The organism is Paenibacillus sp. LK1 (genome assembly GCF_002750415.1).
Taxonomy (GTDB): domain Bacteria; phylum Bacillota; class Bacilli; order Paenibacillales; family Paenibacillaceae; genus Paenibacillus; species Paenibacillus taichungensis.
Genome location: NZ_PEII01000009.1, coordinates 1 through 19,357, shown reverse-complemented (window position 1 = coordinate 19,357; position 19,357 = coordinate 1). Strand labels below are relative to the sequence as shown.

Genomic DNA, 19,357 nt, shown 5'->3' with positions numbered 1-19,357 from the left:
TTCGCTCCTCAGCCCCTGAACACTACCTAAGCTACTCACCCGGTTTGCGTACATCCAGTCCCAACTTCTCCAAGAAGGGAAAAATCTGCTCACGTACCTGCTTCAGTTCTTCTTTCTGCTCCGCAGACAATCGGTCTTCATGCATGTTCCCATCCTGATCCATCACCATGGCCTCATACTGCTTCATCTGTTCATATAACGATTTGAACTCGGTAAACTGCTCCTTGGAAAACTTCGTCTCTGCAATTGCTAGCTGTTCCTTCCAAAATTGCTCCTGGTCCAAAGGTTCTTTTGGAGAGTCTACACTTGCTGCTTCCAGCTTTTCAAAAAAAGGTCCCAGTTCTGCAGTAAGACGATTAAATTCCGTCTGTTCTGTGACACTCCATTGCTCGGGGTGCATCTCTCCCTGTTGATCCGCATTCTTCAAAGCCATTTGTCCCATTTGCTTCATCAGATCCATAAATTGAATGAATTCCTCTTCACTTAAGTGTGCTTTGGCTGTCTGGAGCTTCTCTTCCAGTCTCATATAATCCTCCGATGTTCCACCCACCGCTGATATATTCTCCTGTGAACCATACATTTCGTTAGCCAAATAGGTATACCCCGCATAGGCTCCCGTAGGAATGATGAGCACAGCAGCCAGCAGCAAAGTAACCAGCCATTTTTTCCGATGTCTTTTGAGAACTGATTCACTTCGAATAGCATTCATAATTTTATGTTTTGTTCTCTCAGGAATTGTCCAGTCTTTGGTCTCTTTCTGGTAGGCTGTTCGCAGCTGTTCATCGAGATTCATGCAAATCCTCCACCTTTCCCCGAATACATAGGTCCAACTTCTGATTCTGTCTCAGCTTGGATAATGCCGCATGAATACGCGATTTCACCGTTCCTAGCGGAATGTCCAATATGCATGAAATCTCCTCTTGCGTGTACTCGTTCAAATAGTGAAGAGTGATGGCCTGCTGCAGCTTGTATGGCAATCGGTGTACCTGCTCAAGCAGAGGACGATTTGCCAGTTTGTTGATTAAGTCTCCGGAAAAATCATACTCAAGCCCCGTATCAGACTTTTCCATCCGTTTGCTAAAACGAAATTGCGTCAATCGTCTGCGCCGGTAACTTCGGACCTGTCGCATTGTCACACCCATTAACCATGGACGAAACGCTCTCTCCGAATCGAAACGCTCTAATGACCTGTATGCCTGAATATAAATTTCCTGTACCAGATCTTCCGCGTCAGATGAGTCACGAATCAGAAAACGAACAGTGCGATACACATCCATCACCGTTAGCTCATATAACTCCCCGTATGCTTCGTAATCGCCAGCCCGGGTTAATTCCACAAGTTTTATGTACTTTTCTGCCTCACTCATCATCCATCCCCTTCCTCCTTACACTATATATTGGCATACCAGCTCCATATCGTTCGATTTATTTATTTCCACTTTCTCCGACCATGCAAAAAAGCCCATTCCCCACTCATCGTTCAAGTAGGAATAAGCTTATATTTCTTACCTCATATGATAACGAAGTATATTATTCATCGGCTAAACCATACGCTGCCTCATCGCCTCGAACAACAAGATCGTTGCCGCCATCGCGGCATTAAGTGACTCAGCCTGTCCCTGCATTGGAATCGTAATCGCATCGTCCACCAGTTGTGCAGTAGACTCCGATATGCCCTTGCCCTCATTACCGATCACAAGCCACACCGTTTGTGTAAAATCATAACTGTAGCACGAATATTCTGCCTGCAAAGACGTACTCACCAACTTTACACCCGCAGCCTTTGCTTCAGGCAGTAACGATTCCAACTGTCCTTCTACAATCGGCAAATGAAACAATGACCCCATCGTTGAACGGATCGTTTTCGGATTATAGACATCAGCACAACCCGCACCGAGCACAACACCTGCCGCTCCCGCTGCATCCGCACTGCGAATGATCGTTCCCACATTACCAGGGTCCTGAACATTGTCCAATACAACGACCAGCCCCTTGGAGGACGACAACAAGCTTTGCAGCGGCTCACGACCTTTATGTACAACGGCAAAAACAGGTTGGGGGGTCATCGTATCCGTACACTTGGCGATAACCGCAGGGGATACACTAATCCATTCCACACGCTGAAGTGGAGCCTCCTGTCCAGCCAGTTCCTTGGGTACACCCTGCTCCCCATCGTAAACGATACATTCCAGATCTGCCCCGGCGCGCAGCGCTTCCTGTACGAGATGAATGCCTTCAATAATATATTTATGTTGACGGGTACGGTGCTTTTTCTCCAGCAGCTGTGCCCATTCCTTCACACGTGTATTTTGCGGTGATACAATATCCATCTTTCCATCCTTCCCGTCTGCGGGATTTTTTATCAACATATTACATGACGAATTGAAATTATCCGACCAAAGAATGTTCCATCATCCCATCAACGTACTTATTACTTTGGATATGCAAGCTCCATTTTCGTCAAATGGTCCTTATGGCCAACAATGATCAGCACATCCCCGTCCGCAATCCGATCCTCCGCATACGGAGAGATATTCATCGAATTCCCACTGCGAATCGCCATCACATTGCAACCGAAACGTGCACGAATATTTAGCTCCAGCAGATTTTTACCGATCATTTGCTCGGACGCTCTCATCTCCAAAATGCTGTAATCCTCAGATAACTCGATGTAATCGAGAATGTTTGGAGATGTCAGATGATGGGCTACACGTAGTCCCATATCCCGTTCAGGATAAATAACCTTGTCTGCTCCGATCTTCTGCAATACTTTACCATGAAGCTCATTTTGTGCTTTTACAATCAGAACCGGTACACCCATATCCTTCAGAATAAGGGTCGTGAGAATACTCGACTGAATGTCTTCACCAATCGCCACAACGACGACATCAAAATTTCGTATGCCCAGCGCACGCAGCGCTTCTTCGTCCGTCGAATCTGCCGATACGGCATGAGTCACCACATTGGACATTTCCTGGGTCCGCTGCTCGTCCGCATCAATGGCCAGTACGTCGAATCCCATGCCGCTCAGCGCATTGGCTACACTTGATCCGAACCGTCCCATGCCAATGACGGCATATTGTTTTTTTGCCATTAGGGTCTAACCTCCCGCTGCACTTCAGCATTACGCATCTATTGGTAGTCCATTTTTCAATTAAAGGGTAAATGTAAATATCCTTCGTAGTATACCACAAAGCCCAATAAACTTGAATGCGCTCACGCTTCCCAGGGAACAGTATTAGAGCAGCCGAATATACGAGGAGGGACTTGCGATGCCAATTACATTAAGCCTGCGTGAAGCGATTGTTCATAAGGTTCATGATAAAAGTGATGATCAGCTCCGGGAGATGATCGAAGGTTCTGTAGATGGACCGGAAGCAGCATTACCCGGACTTGGTGCCATTTTCGAAATGATCTGGAAGAACACGGAACCTGCTAAGCAGGAAGAATTAATTCAAATCGCGCAGGAGCATCTGCACACCATTCCCGTTCAACCCATCAGATAACTGAAGCCTTGGAGGGAAAGGTACCATCATCACGTTGTTCTGTCTGCAAAGAAGGATTTTGGCTCATTGGTCTGGATGATGCCTTGCTCCAAGAGCAAGGCAGTTATATCCCTATAGACTAATTAGGCTCCCCAACCAAACAAGGTACAGCCACTGAGCAAAACTCAGGAGGCTGTACCTTGTTTGTGTATACCCGTGTTTTAGAAAAGGAAAAAGCCGCTCAATTAAGACTGAACGATGACTGAAAGTTATTTTTGCGGCGAAATCCTTAATGAGCTATAAACGCTGGGAACGGCAAAAAAACCTAACCCCCTCTGATCAGGGATTTAGGTTTTTCTTCTGCTGTCTTTGCTATTTTAGGAAATAACGACTTATGGAGCTGTCTCCAGGAATTTCGCCGTTGGGTTTTTGTCCATTGCGGTTCTCATCGCGTATTCATTTTCGAACAGGACTACATGATTTCCTTTTTTATCTTTCACCAGAGCGGAGTTGATCCGGAATTTACTTGGGTCCAGATTCTCGTCCACGATCCAGCGTGCAAATTGATATGGCATACGCTGTAGCTGCACGTCTACCCCGTACTCGCCTTTCATCCGGTATTCAAATACCTCGAATTGGAGCTGACCCACTACGCCGAGCAATGTCTCGTCGAAGCTAACGGTGTTGAATACCTGGATCGTACCCTCCTCGGTCAACTGGTCAATCCCTTTTTGGTACTGTTTATGTTTCAATGCATTTTTAACCGTAACTTTGGCAAAAATCTCTGGTGAGAATGTTGGCAATTCGTCAAAAATAACCTCACTACCTTGGCTCAATGAATCGCCAATACGGAAGATACCCGGATCGAAGAGACCAATAATATCGCCTGCGTAAGCCTCTTCTACAATATCCCGATCCTGTGCCAGGAATTGCTGAGGCTGCGATAGTTTGATTTCTTTGCCCACACGATTATGCTTCACGCTCATACCGCGTTGGAACTTACCAGATACAATCCGCAGGAATGCGATACGATCCCGGTGTGCCGGGTTCATGTTCGCCTGGATTTTGAAGACATAACCGCTGAACTTCTCATTCGTTGGTTCAATCTCACCCGCTGTACTGCGACGTGGTTCCGGCTTCGGTGCGAGCTGTAAGAAGTTCTCGAGGAACGTCTGCACACCGAAGTTATTGATGGCACTACCGAAGAATACAGGTGTCAGTTCACCACGTTGTACCTTCTCCATGTCGAACTGGTCTCCTGCAACATCCAGAAGCTCTAAGTCCTGACACAGCTGATCATGCAGATAATCTCCTGCCATCTCACGAATGATCGGATCTTCGTATCCATCCACTTTTTGTACTTTAATCGTTGAGTGATCGTCCCCTTGGAACAATTCCACCTGATTTTTCATCCGATCGTACACGCCACAAAGTTCACGACCTGTACCAATCGGCCAGTTCATCGGTACGGAGCGAATCCCCAGTACGTTTTCGAGTTCTTCCATCAGATCAAACGGGCTTTGTCCTTCACGGTCCAGCTTATTGATGAACGTAAAGATCGGAATACCACGCTTCGCACAAACCTGGAACAATTTAATGGTCTGTGCCTCGACACCTTTGGCCACGTCAATCAACATTACTGCGCTATCGGCAGCTGTCAGTGTACGATACGTATCTTCACTGAAGTCTTGGTGACCCGGTGTATCCAAGATGTTGATGCGATGACCCAGGTAATCAAACTGCATTACGGAAGATGTTACCGAGATCCCCCGCTGTTTCTCTATCTCCATCCAGTCACTTGTTGCATGTTTGCTTGCTTTCCGAGCTTTTACTGTACCGGCAAGACGAATCGCGCCCCCGAACAGCAACAGTTTCTCGGTCAATGTCGTTTTACCCGCATCCGGGTGAGAGATAATGGCAAACGTCCGGCGTTTGTCCACTTCCTGTTGAAGAATGTTATCTGCAGCTTTGCTCATAAATTCTATCCCTTTCGTCCGTTCATTCACGTTAATCCGGCGAGGCCGGTCTACCATTCAATCTTTATGCAATCCGGCTATGCCGGTTGATTGTACATTCGCATTTCGCATATTAGGCAGTTAAGCATCCTATGTTAATTTTACACATTTACAACGGAGTTCATCCTCCCTAAGCATTGTGCTTCATTCATGCCGTAGACCTGATTTAGTATCCAACTTTCCTATTGTACCATAATCTTTACCGAAAATAACGGATTACGTACAGCAGATTCTTCTCTTTTCCGTTAGCAAAAAAAGAGCACCCTTCCGCCATCATTATGGCATCCAGGTACTCATTATTCATTTCGCTTACCGCTCTTAGAAAATTAATGCGTCCAGTGCGTATTGTCCTCCACCTGTCAAAGCTAGTGCTACACCAACCACCAGGATCGCAAGGTTATATTCAAACCCGTTTTGTGTGGACCAGTATCCGTTCGCACCATGAACCTTCACAATCGCAATAACCATAGTCAGAGCAATCAGAATGCCGCCTACCGGTGTGAGCAGACCCAGAGCCAGCAGCAATCCGCCGCCGAATTCAGCGAGCCCTGCCAGCAACGCTACCAATGCGCCGGGTTTCATCCCCATCGATTCAAACCAGCCTCCGGTCCCCTTGATTCCATATCCCCCGAACCATCCAAACAACTTCTGAGCCCCGTGCGCCATAAATGACAACCCAATCACCAAACGAATCAACAACAATCCTACATCCAACATTTTCTTTTCCTCCATTCAATATATACAAAATAGTATTCTTAGATTAAAGATATTATGCTAAAATTTTTTCTTCATGAATGTATTTCGTAACCCCTTCACCTGGTTCACATTTTATCTCATGAATGATGTACGTATCCGATTCGTCATCGGGTTTCGTATGTCTTTGCGTAATTTCTTTATCTCTTGGATTGAGTATAAGTTATATACTTACTTTTTGTCAATAACTTATTTTATTATATGTACATTTTTACATCCTCCCACTTCTCTATCGAAAAAAAGACCTGAAAAGATCGCATCTCTGCGTTCTTTCCAAGCCTTATTTGTAACAGTGTTAGTCTTCTCACCAATAATATGATTTCGCTCTAATCAAAATCGCTGCCACTCATAAGTGATACTTCCCGCGATTAATTGTTCACTTGCCAGATGACACTGTCTTCGTCCTGACCGTTCACCGGCCACCAGTGAAACCCATCCTGCTCCAGCAGTTTACCTGTTGCTTCCGGCCCCCACGTACCTGCTGGATACGTGTGCAGCTCTCCGTGATTTTCCGCCCAAGCCGCCGCAATCCGGTCAACGAAGGACCATGCTGTAGCCACTTCGTCCCAACGGGTAAAGTAGGTGGAGTCTCCTTCTGCTGCATCATGCAGCAATCGTTCATACGCCTCAGGCGAGTTGATTCCAATCATGCAGCTCTGACAGAAATCCATCGCCAGCGGCTGAATCTCGGAGTCTGAACCCGGCTTCTTAGCATTGATTTTAATATAAATGCCTTCCATCGGGTTTACCCGAATGACGAGCAAATTCGGCTCCAGTTTATACTTTTTGCCCAGATAAACGTTACTCGGCATGGATTTGAATTCAACTACAATCTCGGTCGTTTTCACCGGTAGGCGCTTGCCTGTCCGAATATAGAACGGCACTCCCGCCCAGCGGAAATTATCTACAAATACACGTGCGGCAAAATAAGTCTCCGTATTGGATTCCGGATCAACCTTGTCCTCTTGGCGATAACCGGGAAGCTGCTTGCCACGATACTCCCCTTCCGTATACTGCCCGCGCACAACGTTAGTGCTTACTTCTTCATTAGAGGTAAATGCACGCAGAGAACGCAGTACCTTAACCTTCTCATCCCGGATATCCTCTGGGAATAGACGGCTTGGCGGCTCCATGGCAATCATCGTCAGCATCTGCAGCATATGGTTCTGCCCCATATCGCGCAATGCTCCCGAATGATCGTAGTATCCACCACGTTCTTCCACACCAACCGTCTCTCCCAGAGTAATCTGAACGTTGGCAATATGTTTATTGTTCCAAAGCGGCTCGAAAAAGGCATTACCAAAGCGAATAACTTCGATATTCTGTACCATTTCCTTACCCAGATAGTGGTCAATCCGATAAATCTCTTCCTCACGGAACACTTCACGAATCTGCTCATTCAGATGCTCCGCAGATTGCAGATCATATCCAAATGGTTTCTCAATCACAAGTCGATTCCACCCGCGGCTCTCCAGCATTCCACCATCACGCAAACTATATGACACGCTGCCAAAGAGCTCAGGTGCCAGTGCCAGATAGAACAGACGGTTACCCGGTGTGTTAAACTTCGCTTCCAGACTCTCTGTCTGCTCACGCAATTCTTTGAAACCGTCCACGTTATTGATATCTAGTGATTTATACTCAAAATGTTCGACAAAAGCGTTCCACTCATCGGGTTCCCCCGCTGGATAGCGGCAGAACTCCTTAATGGATTCATAGATGTCTTCCCGGAATTCTTCTGGTGACCTCGGACGACGCGCTACACCAATAACCGCAAAGTCTTCGGCTAACTTGCCTTCGCGGTAGAGACTGTAGATCGCCGGAAACAGCTTCCGGCGGGCCAAATCACCCGTTGCTCCAAAAATGAAAAATACTGCACCTGGTGTCTGCACTTCATCTTGCATTTGTTTTTCGACCATGGGCTCCTCTTTCTTTCCGGGAAGATATCTCCACACTCTCCCCGAGCTATGTAATGGTGTTATATACGCAACATACAACCGTCAATTACCAGCAAATTTCCTTCTTGGATGTGATGCCATTTTAGCATAAAGCCCCATGGGTTGCACTAATTTTCCTGAGAAATGTTATCACTATTTTTCCACAATTCATGGAAATTTCATCTATAAAAATTCATGATCAGACTTATAAACCTGCTTGAATATTGCATTAATATTCGATCGTGATAACCGGGAAACCTACTGTAACTCGATTAGTCCCCTTTTCGTCATCCTGATGGACAGCAAGCTGCATGTTCAAGTGATGTTTACCGCTCTTAATCGCTATGGGCAGATCCGATGCCTCATATGACACACTGGCAGTGCTGTTATCTGTATAACGTTCTATCGCTTGCATATTCATATCTCCAGATAGCTGTTCCTCGATTTGCTGCAATTGACTGCTGGCGCCACTTACTTCAGTTGCACCTGTGCCCTGCACAGCGAAATTCCATGCTGCTTTCATTCCCGAATCGTTGAGCAACTGGGATACTTGTTCATGTAATGTGGTCAATAAACGTTGGTCTGTATGTTCATTGCCTGTTAATTGGACGATCGTGTAGTATTCCTTTTCCCCCGTCACGACAACATTGACCAGAATGCCTGCATGCTGAGCATCAGCAAGCATCTCACTACGATACACATCATGCCCCGTCTGAACACCGCGTTCAGGCTGTTGCAATCTTAACTGATGAGCCAGCAACTCCGCCTGCTCTTTTGCATCTCCACGGCCTTCCCCTTGCCATTTAATGACTAGACGGTCCACATGATCGATTGCTGTATCGGCGGTCTTCATCAATTGTTCCAGCTTGCCTGCTTCGGATTCCGTCTTCTCAGCGTACACATGAGTCATGCCTACAAGTATAATAATTGCTAATGCCAGTATGCCTGCTGTCATCCATCGATTTAACATTTGAATCCTCCGCTCTTTCTTACATTCTATGAATCTATCAACAGCATGCCCCCATTACTCATTTGCTAAACTTCTTTTTGGCACACAAAAAAAGCCCTATCCACCATCTTCATGGCTGATCGGACCTTATAGCATCTTATGGGCAGAACAAACTTTCGAATCGTGCTCCACCGATTTCTTAACTTCACCTTATCTACTCAGCAAAATCATAGTGCATGCCTCAACCTTCACACGCTTCTTTTTCTATTCCGCAAGTCCATTCTTATAAGCATAGATGGCTGCCTGTGTACGGTCATCCACGCCCAATTTTGCTAGTATGTTCGTGACATGGAATTTGACCGTCTTGATCCCGATAATGAGATCATCTGCGATGTCCTGGTTCGATTTGCCTTTAGCTACTAACCGAAGTACATCCATCTCCCGATCAGTCAATTCATCATGAGCTGGTGCCACTGCCTGCGGCTGTCGGAAACGATTCATCATTTTGGACGCCACTTGTGACTCCAGAACCGATTGCCCCCGAGCTGCAGCACGGATTGCATCTGCCACCTCATTGGCTCTGGATGTTTTCAGCAGATAACTGAAGGCCCCTGCCTCGATAACCGGATACATTTTTTCATCATCCAGATAACTGGTCAGCACAATGACCTTGCATTCCGGATACATTTTAAGCAGCTGCCGTGTGGCTTCAATCCCGTCCATTCCTTCCATAACGAGATCCATCAGGACAACATCAGGCTTATACTCCTGTGCCAACCGAATGCCTTCCTCACCGCTGCCCGCTTCCCCCACCACTTCAATGCCATCTTCGGTATCCAGCACCGCAGCGAGGCCAATACGTACCATTTCATGATCATCCACGAGCAACACTTTGATCGACGTTTCCGCTTCCGTCTCCGTTTCTATTCCCGTCTCCATTGACATGTTCTTCCTCGCTTTCATCGTTCATCAAAGGTATTGTAATCTCAATTCGTGTTCCTTTGCCCGGCGCCGTTACAAATTGAATGGCTCCTCCAATTTCAGTCACACGTTCACGCATATTGGTCAAACCATAGGAGGCCTGTTTCTGATCGTCGAGATTAAATCCCTGACCATCATCACGAATCAGTACCCGAATGGCATCCATCCGGCGCTGAAGCCGAATTTCCATCTTTTCTGCCTTCGCATGACGTAATGTATTGGACATCGCTTCCTGAATAATACGGAACAGATGATTCTCAATGCCTTTGATCAAATGAATGTCTTCATCCATTTCGAGTACGATGTCCATAGGTACTTTTGTTTTCAACTCCATCACAAGATCGCGCAAACCTTGTTCGAGATGTTTACCCTCCAGATAGACAGGTCGCAAATGCAATAGCAATGCCCGCATCTCGGACTGAGCTACCGACGCCATCTCTTCAATCAGGGCCACCTGCCGCTGGGCACGCGCAAAATCCTTTTCCATTCTTCGTCCAACCGCGGTCGCGGTCATGGAAATGGCGAACAGCTGCTGTGATACCGCATCATGCAATTCTCGTGCCAGGCGCTGTCTCTCTTCCACAATGGCCGTTATTCTGGCCTGTTCAGCCAGCTGAGCGTTATTCGTAGACAGCCTCTGCAGCGAGGAGACCTGATCTTCCCACTTTTTGCCGATTCGTCCAAGCTGCTCACTTAATCGGCCGACATCATCAATACCAAGGTCTGGCACTGTACGTGAGAGTGAGCCCTTTTCCCATTGCAACAGTGTCTCTCGCAACAGTTCAAGCCTTCGTTTGACCCGGTAGCTCTGATAGAAGCCGAAGGCCGCACCCATACCGATCAAGAGCAGCAGTAACGCCAGACCCGATTGAATCAGATGCCTCCACCCTGCAAACGGAGCAAGATAACCATATGTATACAATACATACAAGATTACAATGAGCACAATGAAAACAAGGAGGATCCCTTCACCCATACTTCGGGTTACCATGTCGGTATGTCGTTTTGTCTTCATCCGGTCTCCTCCTTCTTCACCTATTTAACTTATTACGGATTACTGATGTTTAGGTCGCCAACAATATAAGAAATGACAAATTTTGCTTTATGTTCACTGGACTCATATCCAGGAGTTCTCCATACCAATTTGTTCATCATGCCACTATCCTGCTCTCCGTTCAGGCTAATCCGTCCAAAGAGTACCGATGCCTCAATTTCAACACCATAATCTTCAGGCAGTATCAGACGAACATTCCCCATAACTCCCTGCAAAAGTACAATCGTTTGTTTCTCCTCCGGGAGGGAAAGTGACAAATCTGCATTAATCTCACCCATGGCATGCCATAGGCTCATACTCCGCAATGTCCATGGTGCTTGATCCCAATAGTAACGAGCCATGAAATTTTGCTTTCGCATGACATGTCCATCTAGATGAATCTTTTTGTTTTTGGAATAAAAATAGGCTAGTGAGGCCAGTACAATTAAAAATACAATCATTAAATTATCAAGCAACAACAGAGCGGCACCGATACCGAGGTATCGATAGCCTTTATGTGTGTCACCCTTACGAACTTGAACCATACCTATCGTTAACAGAATCAGTGCGGCGACGGTCAGCAGGTTAATACTTCGGTTCAGTAACATCAGCATGCCGATGACAATGATTACAACAGCAAGCCATTGACCCTTCTTATTCATCTCTGCCGCACCTCCTCTGTAAGTTGATCTTCCCAATTCGATGGAAAAGCCATATCAGGCTTTGAACACCTGTATGGCTTAACCTTTGTTCTAGAAACCGTTCTTTATTCACGATTTATAGAATATCATATTGTCTGCTGAGCGAACAGTTATTCTTTTGAAGTACCGCCCGTTTCATTTTTGGCACCATTGCCGATTTTGTTTTTCAGAGCTTGCAGCTGTTGATCCACTTTGAATTGCTTTTCTGTATCTACAGGATTAGTGTACGTAGATTGTGTATTACGATAAGGTGCACGGATCACATCAGCTTCAGCTTCCATTTGCATGATTTTCTCTTCCATGCGGTGGAATCCAAGGGATGCGCCACCACTCTCGATGGAGTGCAAGCTGTTGATTTGGGACATTTGTTTTTTGGCTTTCGCCATTTGTGCACGGGATACGAGTTCATTACGTTTGTTACGCATTTTGTAGAACTCATCTTTCATGTCATGCAGCTGTTGCAGCAAATCTTTGGCTTGAGCTTCGGATTGAGCATGAAGTTCTCTGTATTCCGTAATTTTTTGATCGAAGTAGATTTTCTCTTCCAGCAATTTACGGGCCACTTCTTCCTGACCATTAGCCAGTGCAGCCTCTGCCTGAGACTCACGTTGTACCGATGTACGTTCTGCTTCGTCCAGACGCTGTTTCATGCGACGCTCATTCGCCATTTGTTTGGCAACTGTTACCTCTGCCTCATGAATTTCAGCCTCCATGTCACGCAAGTACTGGTTCAACATTACAATCGGGTCTTCCACTTTATCCAACATATCATTTACCGACGCTTTAGTCATATCCTTAATCCGTTTAAATACTCCCATTTTACTTTTCTCCCTTCTCGTAACGAGATAATTTTTGGCGAAGCTCTTCAACTTCTTTTTTCAATGCTTTTTTCTCAATATCTTTCATCATGGAATCAAGTTCACTTTCTTGCTGTGACCCTGCTCCGTAAGCGTTATTGTCGTAAGAACGTGGACCAGACTGAGGTCTGCTGTTGTATCCTGGGCCAGGACCGAAGTTACCTGGGCCTTGATTATGGTTGTTTTGGAAAGGACCTCTTGGCGGCTCGTGATCAAAGTTGTTGTATCCTCTACCAGCGCCAGGACCAGGGCCCGGACCATAGCCGTATGGATCATAAGGTGGATATGGCTCTTTTGGCACCACCAGTGCTGCGATGAAGTAGATTAACAACGACGTGCCGCCAGTTACGAAGATACTGATGACGAAGATGATACGCAGCAAGGTTGAATCCATGCCGATCGACTCGGATATCCCACCACATAATCCAGTCAACATCCGGTCACGCGTTGAGCGATATAATTTGCTCATGTGCTTACTCCTTTCTTTTACTTGTATCCTCTTACGTGATCAGCACCATAAGTGTATGGATCAGCGTGATAGGGTTCTTTTGGCACTACCAATGCAGCGATGAAGTAGATCAACAATGATGTACCCCCCGTAGCGAAAATACTGATGAAGAAAATGATACGCAGCAGCGTGGAACTAAATCCAAGATTTTCAGATATGCCGCCAATCAAACCTGTCAGCATACGATTACGCGATGAGCGGTAAAGTTTATTCATGTGTCTACTCCTTTCTGTCATTGTTCAGCTTTTGTTTCAGCCGTTCCAGTTCTTTGTCCAGCGTAGAGGATGACATGGTGCCAGACGTACCTGACCCATCCTGACTCATCCGCCGCAAATCCCGGAGACTTTGTGCCTCATATTCGAGATCAGAAACTTGATCGTCCAGCCGGTTGAACATACGGGGTACATTCTGACCGTTGTAGTGACCTCTCTGATTCATTCTTTGCTGCAATTGAATCGTCTGCATACGAGCGTAGTAATATTGGCGTTTGCTGTATACATTTTGATACTCCACTTTCAGTTGGTCGATCTGTTCGTCCAGTTCCTGTAAAGCCGCATTGCTTTGTGCGTACAATTCATTGTATTGCTCCATTTTTTCCTCGTGGAGAATTTTCTCCTGCAAAGCAAGTTTGGCTAAATGCTCCTCGCCTGCTTTCAGAGCCATGGAAGCTTGTTCTTCCCGTTTGTGTACCATACCTGCTGCCTGATCCGCTTGTTGTTTCATTTGTCTGGTATGGCTTGCATATTGATGACGAAGCTTCTCGGCTTCACCGATGTCTTGGCGGGTCGAGACCAGAAACTGATCAATCAGTTTGACTGGATCCTGACTTTGCTCCAGATGTTCGTTTAAATTAGCTACGGTAATGTCCCGCATTCGACGAAATACACTCATTTTGTCTGTCCTCCTTATCATAATCGTGAAAGCTTAGTAACGGCCACGACGACTGCGATTATTACTCAACATGGAGAATCCGAAGATGATTAACCCAATCGCGATGATCGGTCCGATCAGCCAGGCCAGTTTACCCAGCAATGAGAGGATACCGATGAAGAGAACAATCCATCCAAGCAGTACATTTCCTCGTTTAACTCCGTAGTAGCCAAGTGCAATCATCAGGATCGGAATTAGATAACCCATTAAATGTCCCAGTAGAGGAGTTAACTTTCCGAAGAGGAGGAGTGCACCCAATGCAATCAGTACAACCGCCCAGCCATTTCCTTTATTCCATCTCATAATTATTGTTCACCACCCTTTCGGTTCGTTAATTTTGGTTTGTGTGTTTGTTCGTTTGTTTCTTGTTTAACCTTATGTCCTTATTCTAGGGGAAACTGCGACTTTTCAAAACAGACCGTGGACGGTTTTTCATCCTAGACTCAGGTCGGGGATCGGGTTGGACCTTTGACTGTCCCTTGATCAGACCATTGGCCACTATACCGAATAAAGGCCTAGATATCCCTTATTACCCTTCTTCAAAGCCGTTTCACCCCGTATAATACGACTTCCATACCTCTTATCTACGTTCTGCCTCGACTGACGTTTCCCATTATGCCTTCCATTAAAGCTAAAACGACCTCTATTAAAATTTGAACGATTTCATGATCTTAATTTCCGCTTGGTTTTTTATTACTTTTTTATCCAAATAAACAAAATTTAGATTGTTCTATATGTAAGCGTTTACTAAAATAGAAAGTGTTACTACTTCATAAGTCAGGAGTGGACCTGTGCGATCATTCAGCTATCTACATAAAATGATAGTCTTCGGAATCTTGTTAAGTACCCTGCCCATTCTGTTGACGGGAATCGCCGCTTTTATCTATTCTTCAAAACAATCAGAGCTGCATCGTGCTCAAGCCAATAAACAACTGTTAATCCAAATGCAAACCAACGTGGAGCACAAACTTGCAACCGTAAGCTATATGCTTGATCAGGCCGTTCGGTCACCGGACACGCTCCATTCGCTAACTTCATCATCATCTGTTCAGGGTACCGGGCCTTTGTTTGCTGAGAAGTTACAGACCGAATTCAAGAATATGAGGTCATGGGAACCTCTGATGGATATTACGCTTGTAAATCAGACCCAGGACTGGCTTATCGATCATGCTGGCCTATACCTGAATACTGACTTCCCAATGGCTCTGCCCATGAAAGATTTGTTATCCAACACCCTCACTTCCGGTTGGCAGCTTACACCATCATCTGTTTTTAATAACAATGAGCGCCCGGTGAATTCAGGCTGTATCTATCATATTGCACTCGCCAGATCGATACCCGATGTAAATGTTTCTTCTGACGCTGCCCTGATTGCGGGAATTCCCGCATGCTCACTACAAAAACCACTGGAAGAGGATGCACCCGACAGCTCTACAGCCGGACTTATCATTTTGAATCGTGAACAACGCATCATGGTCCACCCCGATCCCGAATATATTGGTCAGCCATTAGCTTCAGCAGGAATATGGGACAGCGATTCGAAGGCCAACTTTAGTGAATTGTTATCTAAGCGTGGTTTCGCTGCCTCTTCAGGTCAACGAGAGGTGCGTATTGCAGATACACGTTACTCGCTGTCCTATGCGCATTCTTCTCTAAAAGGGTGGACATATATTCTCATTTCGCCTACGAATATTCTTACTCACGAGTATGTTCAGATTGGGCTGCACACCATGTATATCAGTGTTGCTATGCTACTGCTCTCACTGTTGCTCTCATGGGTAGGTTCGAGACGAATGCATATTCCCATCCGCAAGCTTCTTGCACAACTCGGTGATAAACGCTTACCCGATCGCCTTGGAACCAAGTCTACACTTCATATAGACGAATTCGAGCAAATCAGAGCTGGCGTCTCGCAGCTCTCTGCTTCTCAATCCCAGCTTGAAAGCAAACTAAATCAATATAAGTTGCAGATACGCACTCATTTTCTAATCAACCTGCTTCTGGGTAAAAATGCACCGTCCACTCTTTATGACACACTCAGAGAGAATGGTTATGGTTCACAGCTTCAAGAGTGGCAACAAATAGCCGTCATTGCAATCCAGACTGATCTTATGAATCACACCAAATATCATGCCAAGGATCGGGATCTGTTGTTGTTTGCCGTTCAGAACATACTGGAGGAGAGTATTTATGCAGAACAACAGTTACTTCCTGTGGTATATGAACAGGCTGTCGTTACAATCATCGGTACCTCTGAGCAAGACCGTGTTCGTTTTTCACAACATCTGTACACGTTAACCGAACAACTCCAACATCAGATCAGTGTGATCCTTAGTCTTCAAGTAAGCATTGGCTTCAGTCAGCCTCACAACTCCCTATTTCAGATACCACAAGCTTATACAGAGGCCTTTGAGGCACTTAAGCATCGAATGAAACTGGGAGCAGGCATCATCTTTCAGTTTGAGGCGATAGACAATCGTACTTCCCATTGGACACTGCCATATCCCGAATCACTGGAATATACGCTGATACAAGCTATCCAAAATGCCGATGAAGCCCTGGCCTCCTCTCATCTCCATCAGTTGCTTAAAGTGCTCTTTGGCATGGAATGCACACCGGAAGAATATCAGGTAGCACTTACCCGATTGTTAACACATATTTTGCAGATGATGCAGGAATCCGGTATACGACTGGGACAGATCTCCAAAGGCCATGGGTCTATTTTCAATGAACTTCATGCTCTGCAGTATGCAACTGAGGTTGAGCAATGGTTTAACAAACATATCATCATACCGATCATTCTCATTTTGAAAGAAAGACAGTACGCCCAATATCAGCAAATATCCGAGAAAATGATTGCCATCATTCAGCAAGAATACGATAAGGATCTGACGTTGGAGGAATGCGCATCCAGACTTCATTACAATGCCAACTACCTAAGTAGTGTGTTCCGCAAAGAGACAGGATGTTCATTCAGTGAGTATCTGACAAAGTACCGCTTCAGTATAGCTAAAAAATGGCTCGACGAAAGCGAACTGACGGTCAAGGATATCGCCGCACGGCTTCGTTATAACAACCCGCAGAACTTTATCCGTTCTTTTCGAAAATGGGAAGGGATCACGCCTGGACAGTATAGGGAACGTAAACATAAGCCTGATCTATCCATGAAGCAATAACGGCTCTTTGGAGGATGAAGTATGAGAGTTATATCAATTTCTATTTATAGTAGAAGAACGTTTGTTATTTAGTCGAAGATTAAGATGTCTTATATCTGACCATCAAAAAGGGAGCAGTTATACTGCTCCCTTTTTCTTTTTAAAACTTTATCTAAATTGATTCCTGCTGAAATGGGTCTACTGTTACTTGGTCCGTACCACTTTCATGTTCTGTTGCACCAATTGAATCAGAATTTTACCGAACTTCCCTCCGCGTGAGAATGTAACCATACCATCCTTGTAAGTGTCTCTGATATATTGCTCAGCCAGGGCAAGTGAACCTTCATCCGTTGGCAGTTCGTGCGTGCTAAGCCACTCCTGAAGCTTATCAACGACTTCCTCAACAGGCATCTGCATATAACTTGTTTCTTTAGTGATTAAGGTGGTGTAAGAATAATCTTTCAGGTACAGCAGCTGTTGTATATATCCCATATCTCCGGCGTTGTATGATGGATAGACACCTAGTACCTCTTTAAGCTCATTTATTAGTGTGTGTTCTCTCGGTCCAGCCATCGTACTAATATAAACATACTTTCGGGCAGTGCTAATCGCCTGTTCAATCGTTTCCCAATTCGACATTGCCGGGCACATGGATGCAAATGCAAAATCATATCTCTTCTCCCAACCTTTGTCCTGAATCGATATGTCCTCGAACCGCTCTGAAACGATATCGATACTGGATGTAAGGGATGCAGGAATTGTCTCCTTCATTAATGAAACTAACAGTTCAGAGGGCTCTACAGCTGTAACGGTCGCTCCTTTGGTTGCAAAAGGAATCGTAAAGATGCCTGACGCTGCTCCAATGTCTAATATGGATAACCCGTCAAAACTCACACCCTGATTTTCTATCCAGCCTGTGATGCGATCGGATCGCTTCTTTCCATCGTCAGTAAACGACTGTTGGTGATATTCTCTAGCCCATCGTTCAAATGCTCCTGTTGCGTCAAACGCCGTACTCTTCATATTGTATTTTGAAGCTGTCGACTGATTCTTCCACGCTTCTTCCCACACAGATCGATCAAATAAAATTTCAGAATGTTTTAATACATGTTTTTCCTCAGACACGTTGCTTCACTCCGTTTCTTTTATAAAATATAAATTTACGCGCAAAAGGATACTATCTTGCTTTGATAAGCATCTTTTATATGAATTTAAAAGAGCTATAATATCCATAATTAAACGAAGTAATATTAGAGACTTTGTATATCCACAATATACTCATTAAAGTTATGAGTCAATACGTAAGCAAAAATAATTCCATTTCCTTCTATAAGCCATAATCCAAGTGCCAGAGATCAGGGAATGAAATGGTGTTGTGATGACCTACAAAATTCCATTCAGGAGCCCCTCTTTGCTTAATTGCCGCACGTCACCTTTCATTCCGACAAATAAAAAAAGCTCATTAGATTTTGCATCTAATGAGCTTTTCCATACTTGCTTGAATACCGGCGAGAGGACTCGAACCTCCACGGTTTCCCACTCGATTTTGAGTCGAGCGCGTCTGCCATTCCGCCACGCCGGCATATGATGTTTTTATGAAAATACTGGAGGCGCCACCCAGATTCGAACTGGGGATAAAGCTTTTGCAGAGCTGTGCCTTACCACTTGGCTATGGCGCCATATTTTGGAGCGGACGACGGGAATCGAACCCGCGACCCTCGCCTTGGCAAGGCGATGCTCTACCGCTGAGCCACGTCCGCATAATGGCTGGGGATATAGGATTTGAACCTATGCATGACGGAGTCAAAGTCCGTTGCCTTACCGCTTGGCTAATCCCCAAAAAAAACAAAGGGGCGATCGAGGGGAATTGAACCCCCGAATGCCGGATCCACAAACCGGTGCGTTAACCACTTCGCCACGATCGCCATAATACAATATGTTCTTAATAGTTAATTGGCAGGGGCAGCAGGAATTGAACCCACACCAACGGTTTTGGAGACCGTTGTTCTACCTTTAAACTATGCCCCTAAAAACTGGTGGAGGATGATGGATT

19 protein-coding genes and 6 tRNA genes are annotated in these 19,357 nt (G+C 45.4%); 2 read left to right on the top strand and 23 right to left on the bottom strand.

What is annotated here, in order from left to right; genetic code table 11:
* Positions 1-31: 31 nt before the first annotated feature.
* The 4 genes from CS562_RS19835 to CS562_RS19820 all read right to left on the bottom strand — a co-directional run bounded on the left by CS562_RS19835 (position 32) and on the right by CS562_RS19820 (position 3,094).
* A complete protein-coding gene (locus tag CS562_RS19835; protein ID WP_099858014.1) occupies positions 32-793 on the bottom strand; it encodes a DUF3600 domain-containing protein in 762 nt (253 codons plus the stop codon).
* Entirely contained in the window at positions 780-1,370 is a 591-nt protein-coding gene (locus tag CS562_RS19830) for a sigma-70 family RNA polymerase sigma factor (protein WP_175381112.1), read from the bottom strand. Before CS562_RS19830 ends, CS562_RS19835 begins: the two co-directional genes overlap by 14 nt.
* Positions 1,371-1,541: 171 nt before the next feature.
* Positions 1,542-2,330: a TrmH family RNA methyltransferase gene (locus CS562_RS19825; RefSeq protein WP_099858013.1), complete on the bottom strand. Its 789-nt coding sequence runs from the start codon at positions 2,328-2,330 to the stop codon at positions 1,542-1,544.
* A 101-nt stretch (positions 2,331-2,431) separates the two neighbouring features.
* Positions 2,432-3,094 carry a potassium channel family protein gene (locus tag CS562_RS19820; RefSeq protein ID WP_064635682.1) on the bottom strand — a complete coding sequence of 221 codons (663 nt, stop codon included), beginning with the start codon at positions 3,092-3,094 and terminating at the stop codon, positions 2,432-2,434.
* A 178-nt stretch (positions 3,095-3,272) separates the two neighbouring features.
* Here CS562_RS19820 and sspI point away from each other — a divergent pair, with 178 nt between their 5' ends.
* A complete protein-coding gene (sspI, locus tag CS562_RS19815) occupies positions 3,273-3,506 on the top strand; it encodes a small acid-soluble spore protein SspI (RefSeq protein WP_062324046.1) in 234 nt (77 codons plus the stop codon).
* A 371-nt stretch (positions 3,507-3,877) separates the two neighbouring features.
* On the opposite strand, the gene CS562_RS19810 is transcribed toward sspI, so the two are convergent.
* The 12 genes from CS562_RS19810 to CS562_RS19755 form a co-directional block, all read right to left on the bottom strand.
* The gene (locus tag CS562_RS19810; protein WP_076290948.1) at positions 3,878-5,461 is read right to left on the bottom strand and encodes a peptide chain release factor 3; all 1,584 of its coding nucleotides are present in this window, start codon (positions 5,459-5,461) and stop codon (positions 3,878-3,880) included.
* A gap of 357 nt (positions 5,462-5,818) precedes the next feature.
* On the bottom strand, positions 5,819-6,217 hold the full coding sequence (locus CS562_RS19805) for a DoxX family protein (RefSeq protein ID WP_053783291.1): 399 nt from the start codon (positions 6,215-6,217) through the stop codon (positions 5,819-5,821).
* Between the two features lie 404 nt (positions 6,218-6,621).
* Positions 6,622-8,172 carry a glucose-6-phosphate dehydrogenase gene (gene zwf / locus CS562_RS19800; RefSeq protein ID WP_076290949.1) on the bottom strand — a complete coding sequence of 517 codons (1,551 nt, stop codon included), beginning with the start codon at positions 8,170-8,172 and terminating at the stop codon, positions 6,622-6,624.
* A 247-nt stretch (positions 8,173-8,419) separates the two neighbouring features.
* Complete coding sequence (locus CS562_RS19795) at positions 8,420-9,160, bottom strand: YwmB family TATA-box binding protein (RefSeq protein WP_099858012.1); 741 nt, start codon at positions 9,158-9,160, stop codon at positions 8,420-8,422.
* A 243-nt stretch (positions 9,161-9,403) separates the two neighbouring features.
* The gene (locus tag CS562_RS19790; protein ID WP_090904561.1) at positions 9,404-10,078 is read right to left on the bottom strand and encodes a response regulator transcription factor; all 675 of its coding nucleotides are present in this window, start codon (positions 10,076-10,078) and stop codon (positions 9,404-9,406) included.
* Positions 10,014-11,135 (bottom strand): sensor histidine kinase, encoded by a 1,122-nt coding sequence (locus tag CS562_RS19785; RefSeq protein ID WP_099858011.1) that lies wholly within the window; start codon positions 11,133-11,135, stop codon positions 10,014-10,016. Before CS562_RS19785 ends, CS562_RS19790 begins: the two co-directional genes overlap by 65 nt.
* A 32-nt stretch (positions 11,136-11,167) precedes the next feature.
* Positions 11,168-11,815, bottom strand: a complete 648-nt coding sequence (gene liaF / locus CS562_RS19780; protein WP_076290952.1) for a cell wall-active antibiotics response protein LiaF — start codon at positions 11,813-11,815, stop codon at positions 11,168-11,170.
* Positions 11,816-11,964: 149 nt separating this feature from the next.
* Positions 11,965-12,672 (bottom strand): PspA/IM30 family protein, encoded by a 708-nt coding sequence (locus CS562_RS19775; protein ID WP_024634152.1) that lies wholly within the window; start codon positions 12,670-12,672, stop codon positions 11,965-11,967.
* Between the two features lies 1 nt (position 12,673).
* On the bottom strand, positions 12,674-13,180 hold the full coding sequence (locus tag CS562_RS19770; RefSeq protein WP_063566168.1) for a PspC domain-containing protein: 507 nt from the start codon (positions 13,178-13,180) through the stop codon (positions 12,674-12,676).
* 17 nt (positions 13,181-13,197) lie between these two features.
* Positions 13,198-13,434 carry a PspC domain-containing protein gene (locus CS562_RS19765; RefSeq protein WP_063566169.1) on the bottom strand — a complete coding sequence of 79 codons (237 nt, stop codon included), beginning with the start codon at positions 13,432-13,434 and terminating at the stop codon, positions 13,198-13,200.
* Between the two features lie 4 nt (positions 13,435-13,438).
* Entirely contained in the window at positions 13,439-14,110 is a 672-nt protein-coding gene (locus CS562_RS19760) for a PspA/IM30 family protein (protein ID WP_063566170.1), read from the bottom strand.
* 33 nt (positions 14,111-14,143) lie between these two features.
* Positions 14,144-14,452: a LiaF transmembrane domain-containing protein gene (locus CS562_RS19755; protein ID WP_062324034.1), complete on the bottom strand. Its 309-nt coding sequence runs from the start codon at positions 14,450-14,452 to the stop codon at positions 14,144-14,146.
* Positions 14,453-14,940: 488 nt separating this feature from the next.
* Between CS562_RS19755 and CS562_RS19750 the strand changes: the two genes are divergently transcribed.
* Complete coding sequence (locus CS562_RS19750; protein ID WP_143813568.1) at positions 14,941-17,325, top strand: helix-turn-helix domain-containing protein; 2,385 nt, start codon at positions 14,941-14,943, stop codon at positions 17,323-17,325.
* Positions 17,326-17,508: 183 nt separating this feature from the next.
* Here the strand turns inward: CS562_RS19750 and CS562_RS19745 are convergent, their stop codons facing one another.
* From CS562_RS19745 to CS562_RS19715, 7 genes are all read right to left on the bottom strand, one after another.
* A complete protein-coding gene (locus CS562_RS19745) occupies positions 17,509-18,429 on the bottom strand; it encodes a class I SAM-dependent methyltransferase (RefSeq protein WP_099858009.1) in 921 nt (306 codons plus the stop codon).
* 378 nt (positions 18,430-18,807) lie between these two features.
* Positions 18,808-18,886: transfer RNA gene (locus CS562_RS19740), tRNA-Leu, on the bottom strand.
* A gap of 23 nt (positions 18,887-18,909) precedes the next feature.
* A tRNA-Cys gene (locus CS562_RS19735) sits at positions 18,910-18,983 on the bottom strand.
* Between the two features lie 6 nt (positions 18,984-18,989).
* A tRNA-Gly gene (locus CS562_RS19730) sits at positions 18,990-19,064 on the bottom strand.
* A 4-nt stretch (positions 19,065-19,068) separates the two neighbouring features.
* A tRNA-Gln gene (locus tag CS562_RS19725) sits at positions 19,069-19,143 on the bottom strand.
* 13 nt (positions 19,144-19,156) lie between these two features.
* Positions 19,157-19,229 (bottom strand) — tRNA-His (locus tag CS562_RS19720).
* A gap of 29 nt (positions 19,230-19,258) precedes the next feature.
* Positions 19,259-19,332: transfer RNA gene (locus tag CS562_RS19715), tRNA-Trp, on the bottom strand.
* Positions 19,333-19,357: the final 25 nt, after the last annotated feature.

Coding starts and splice junctions, on each gene's coding strand:
- CS562_RS19810 (WP_076290948.1), bottom strand. CDS start 5,461: ATGAGCAAAGCTGCAGATAACATTCTTCAACAGGAAGTGGACAAACGC.
- liaF (WP_076290952.1), bottom strand. CDS start 11,815: ATGAATAAGAAGGGTCAATGGCTTGCTGTTGTAATCATTGTCATCGGC.
- CS562_RS19770 (WP_063566168.1), bottom strand. CDS start 13,180: ATGAGCAAATTATATCGCTCAACGCGTGACCGGATGTTGACTGGATTA.
- zwf (WP_076290949.1), bottom strand. CDS start 8,172: ATGGTCGAAAAACAAATGCAAGATGAAGTGCAGACACCAGGTGCAGTA.
- CS562_RS19795 (WP_099858012.1), bottom strand. CDS start 9,160: ATGTTAAATCGATGGATGACAGCAGGCATACTGGCATTAGCAATTATT.
- CS562_RS19775 (WP_024634152.1), bottom strand. CDS start 12,672: ATGGGAGTATTTAAACGGATTAAGGATATGACTAAAGCGTCGGTAAAT.
- CS562_RS19760 (WP_063566170.1), bottom strand. CDS start 14,110: ATGAGTGTATTTCGTCGAATGCGGGACATTACCGTAGCTAATTTAAAC.
- CS562_RS19755 (WP_062324034.1), bottom strand. CDS start 14,452: ATGAGATGGAATAAAGGAAATGGCTGGGCGGTTGTACTGATTGCATTG.
- CS562_RS19790 (WP_090904561.1), bottom strand. CDS start 10,078: ATGGAGACGGGAATAGAAACGGAGACGGAAGCGGAAACGTCGATCAAA.
- CS562_RS19820 (WP_064635682.1), bottom strand. CDS start 3,094: ATGGCAAAAAAACAATATGCCGTCATTGGCATGGGACGGTTCGGATCA.
- CS562_RS19805 (WP_053783291.1), bottom strand. CDS start 6,217: ATGTTGGATGTAGGATTGTTGTTGATTCGTTTGGTGATTGGGTTGTCA.
- CS562_RS19785 (WP_099858011.1), bottom strand. CDS start 11,135: ATGAAGACAAAACGACATACCGACATGGTAACCCGAAGTATGGGTGAA.
- CS562_RS19825 (WP_099858013.1), bottom strand. CDS start 2,330: ATGGATATTGTATCACCGCAAAATACACGTGTGAAGGAATGGGCACAG.
- CS562_RS19835 (WP_099858014.1), bottom strand. CDS start 793: ATGAATCTCGATGAACAGCTGCGAACAGCCTACCAGAAAGAGACCAAA.
- CS562_RS19830 (WP_175381112.1), bottom strand. CDS start 1,370: ATGATGAGTGAGGCAGAAAAGTACATAAAACTTGTGGAATTAACCCGG.
- CS562_RS19765 (WP_063566169.1), bottom strand. CDS start 13,434: ATGAATAAACTTTACCGCTCATCGCGTAATCGTATGCTGACAGGTTTG.
- sspI (WP_062324046.1), top strand. CDS start 3,273: ATGCCAATTACATTAAGCCTGCGTGAAGCGATTGTTCATAAGGTTCAT.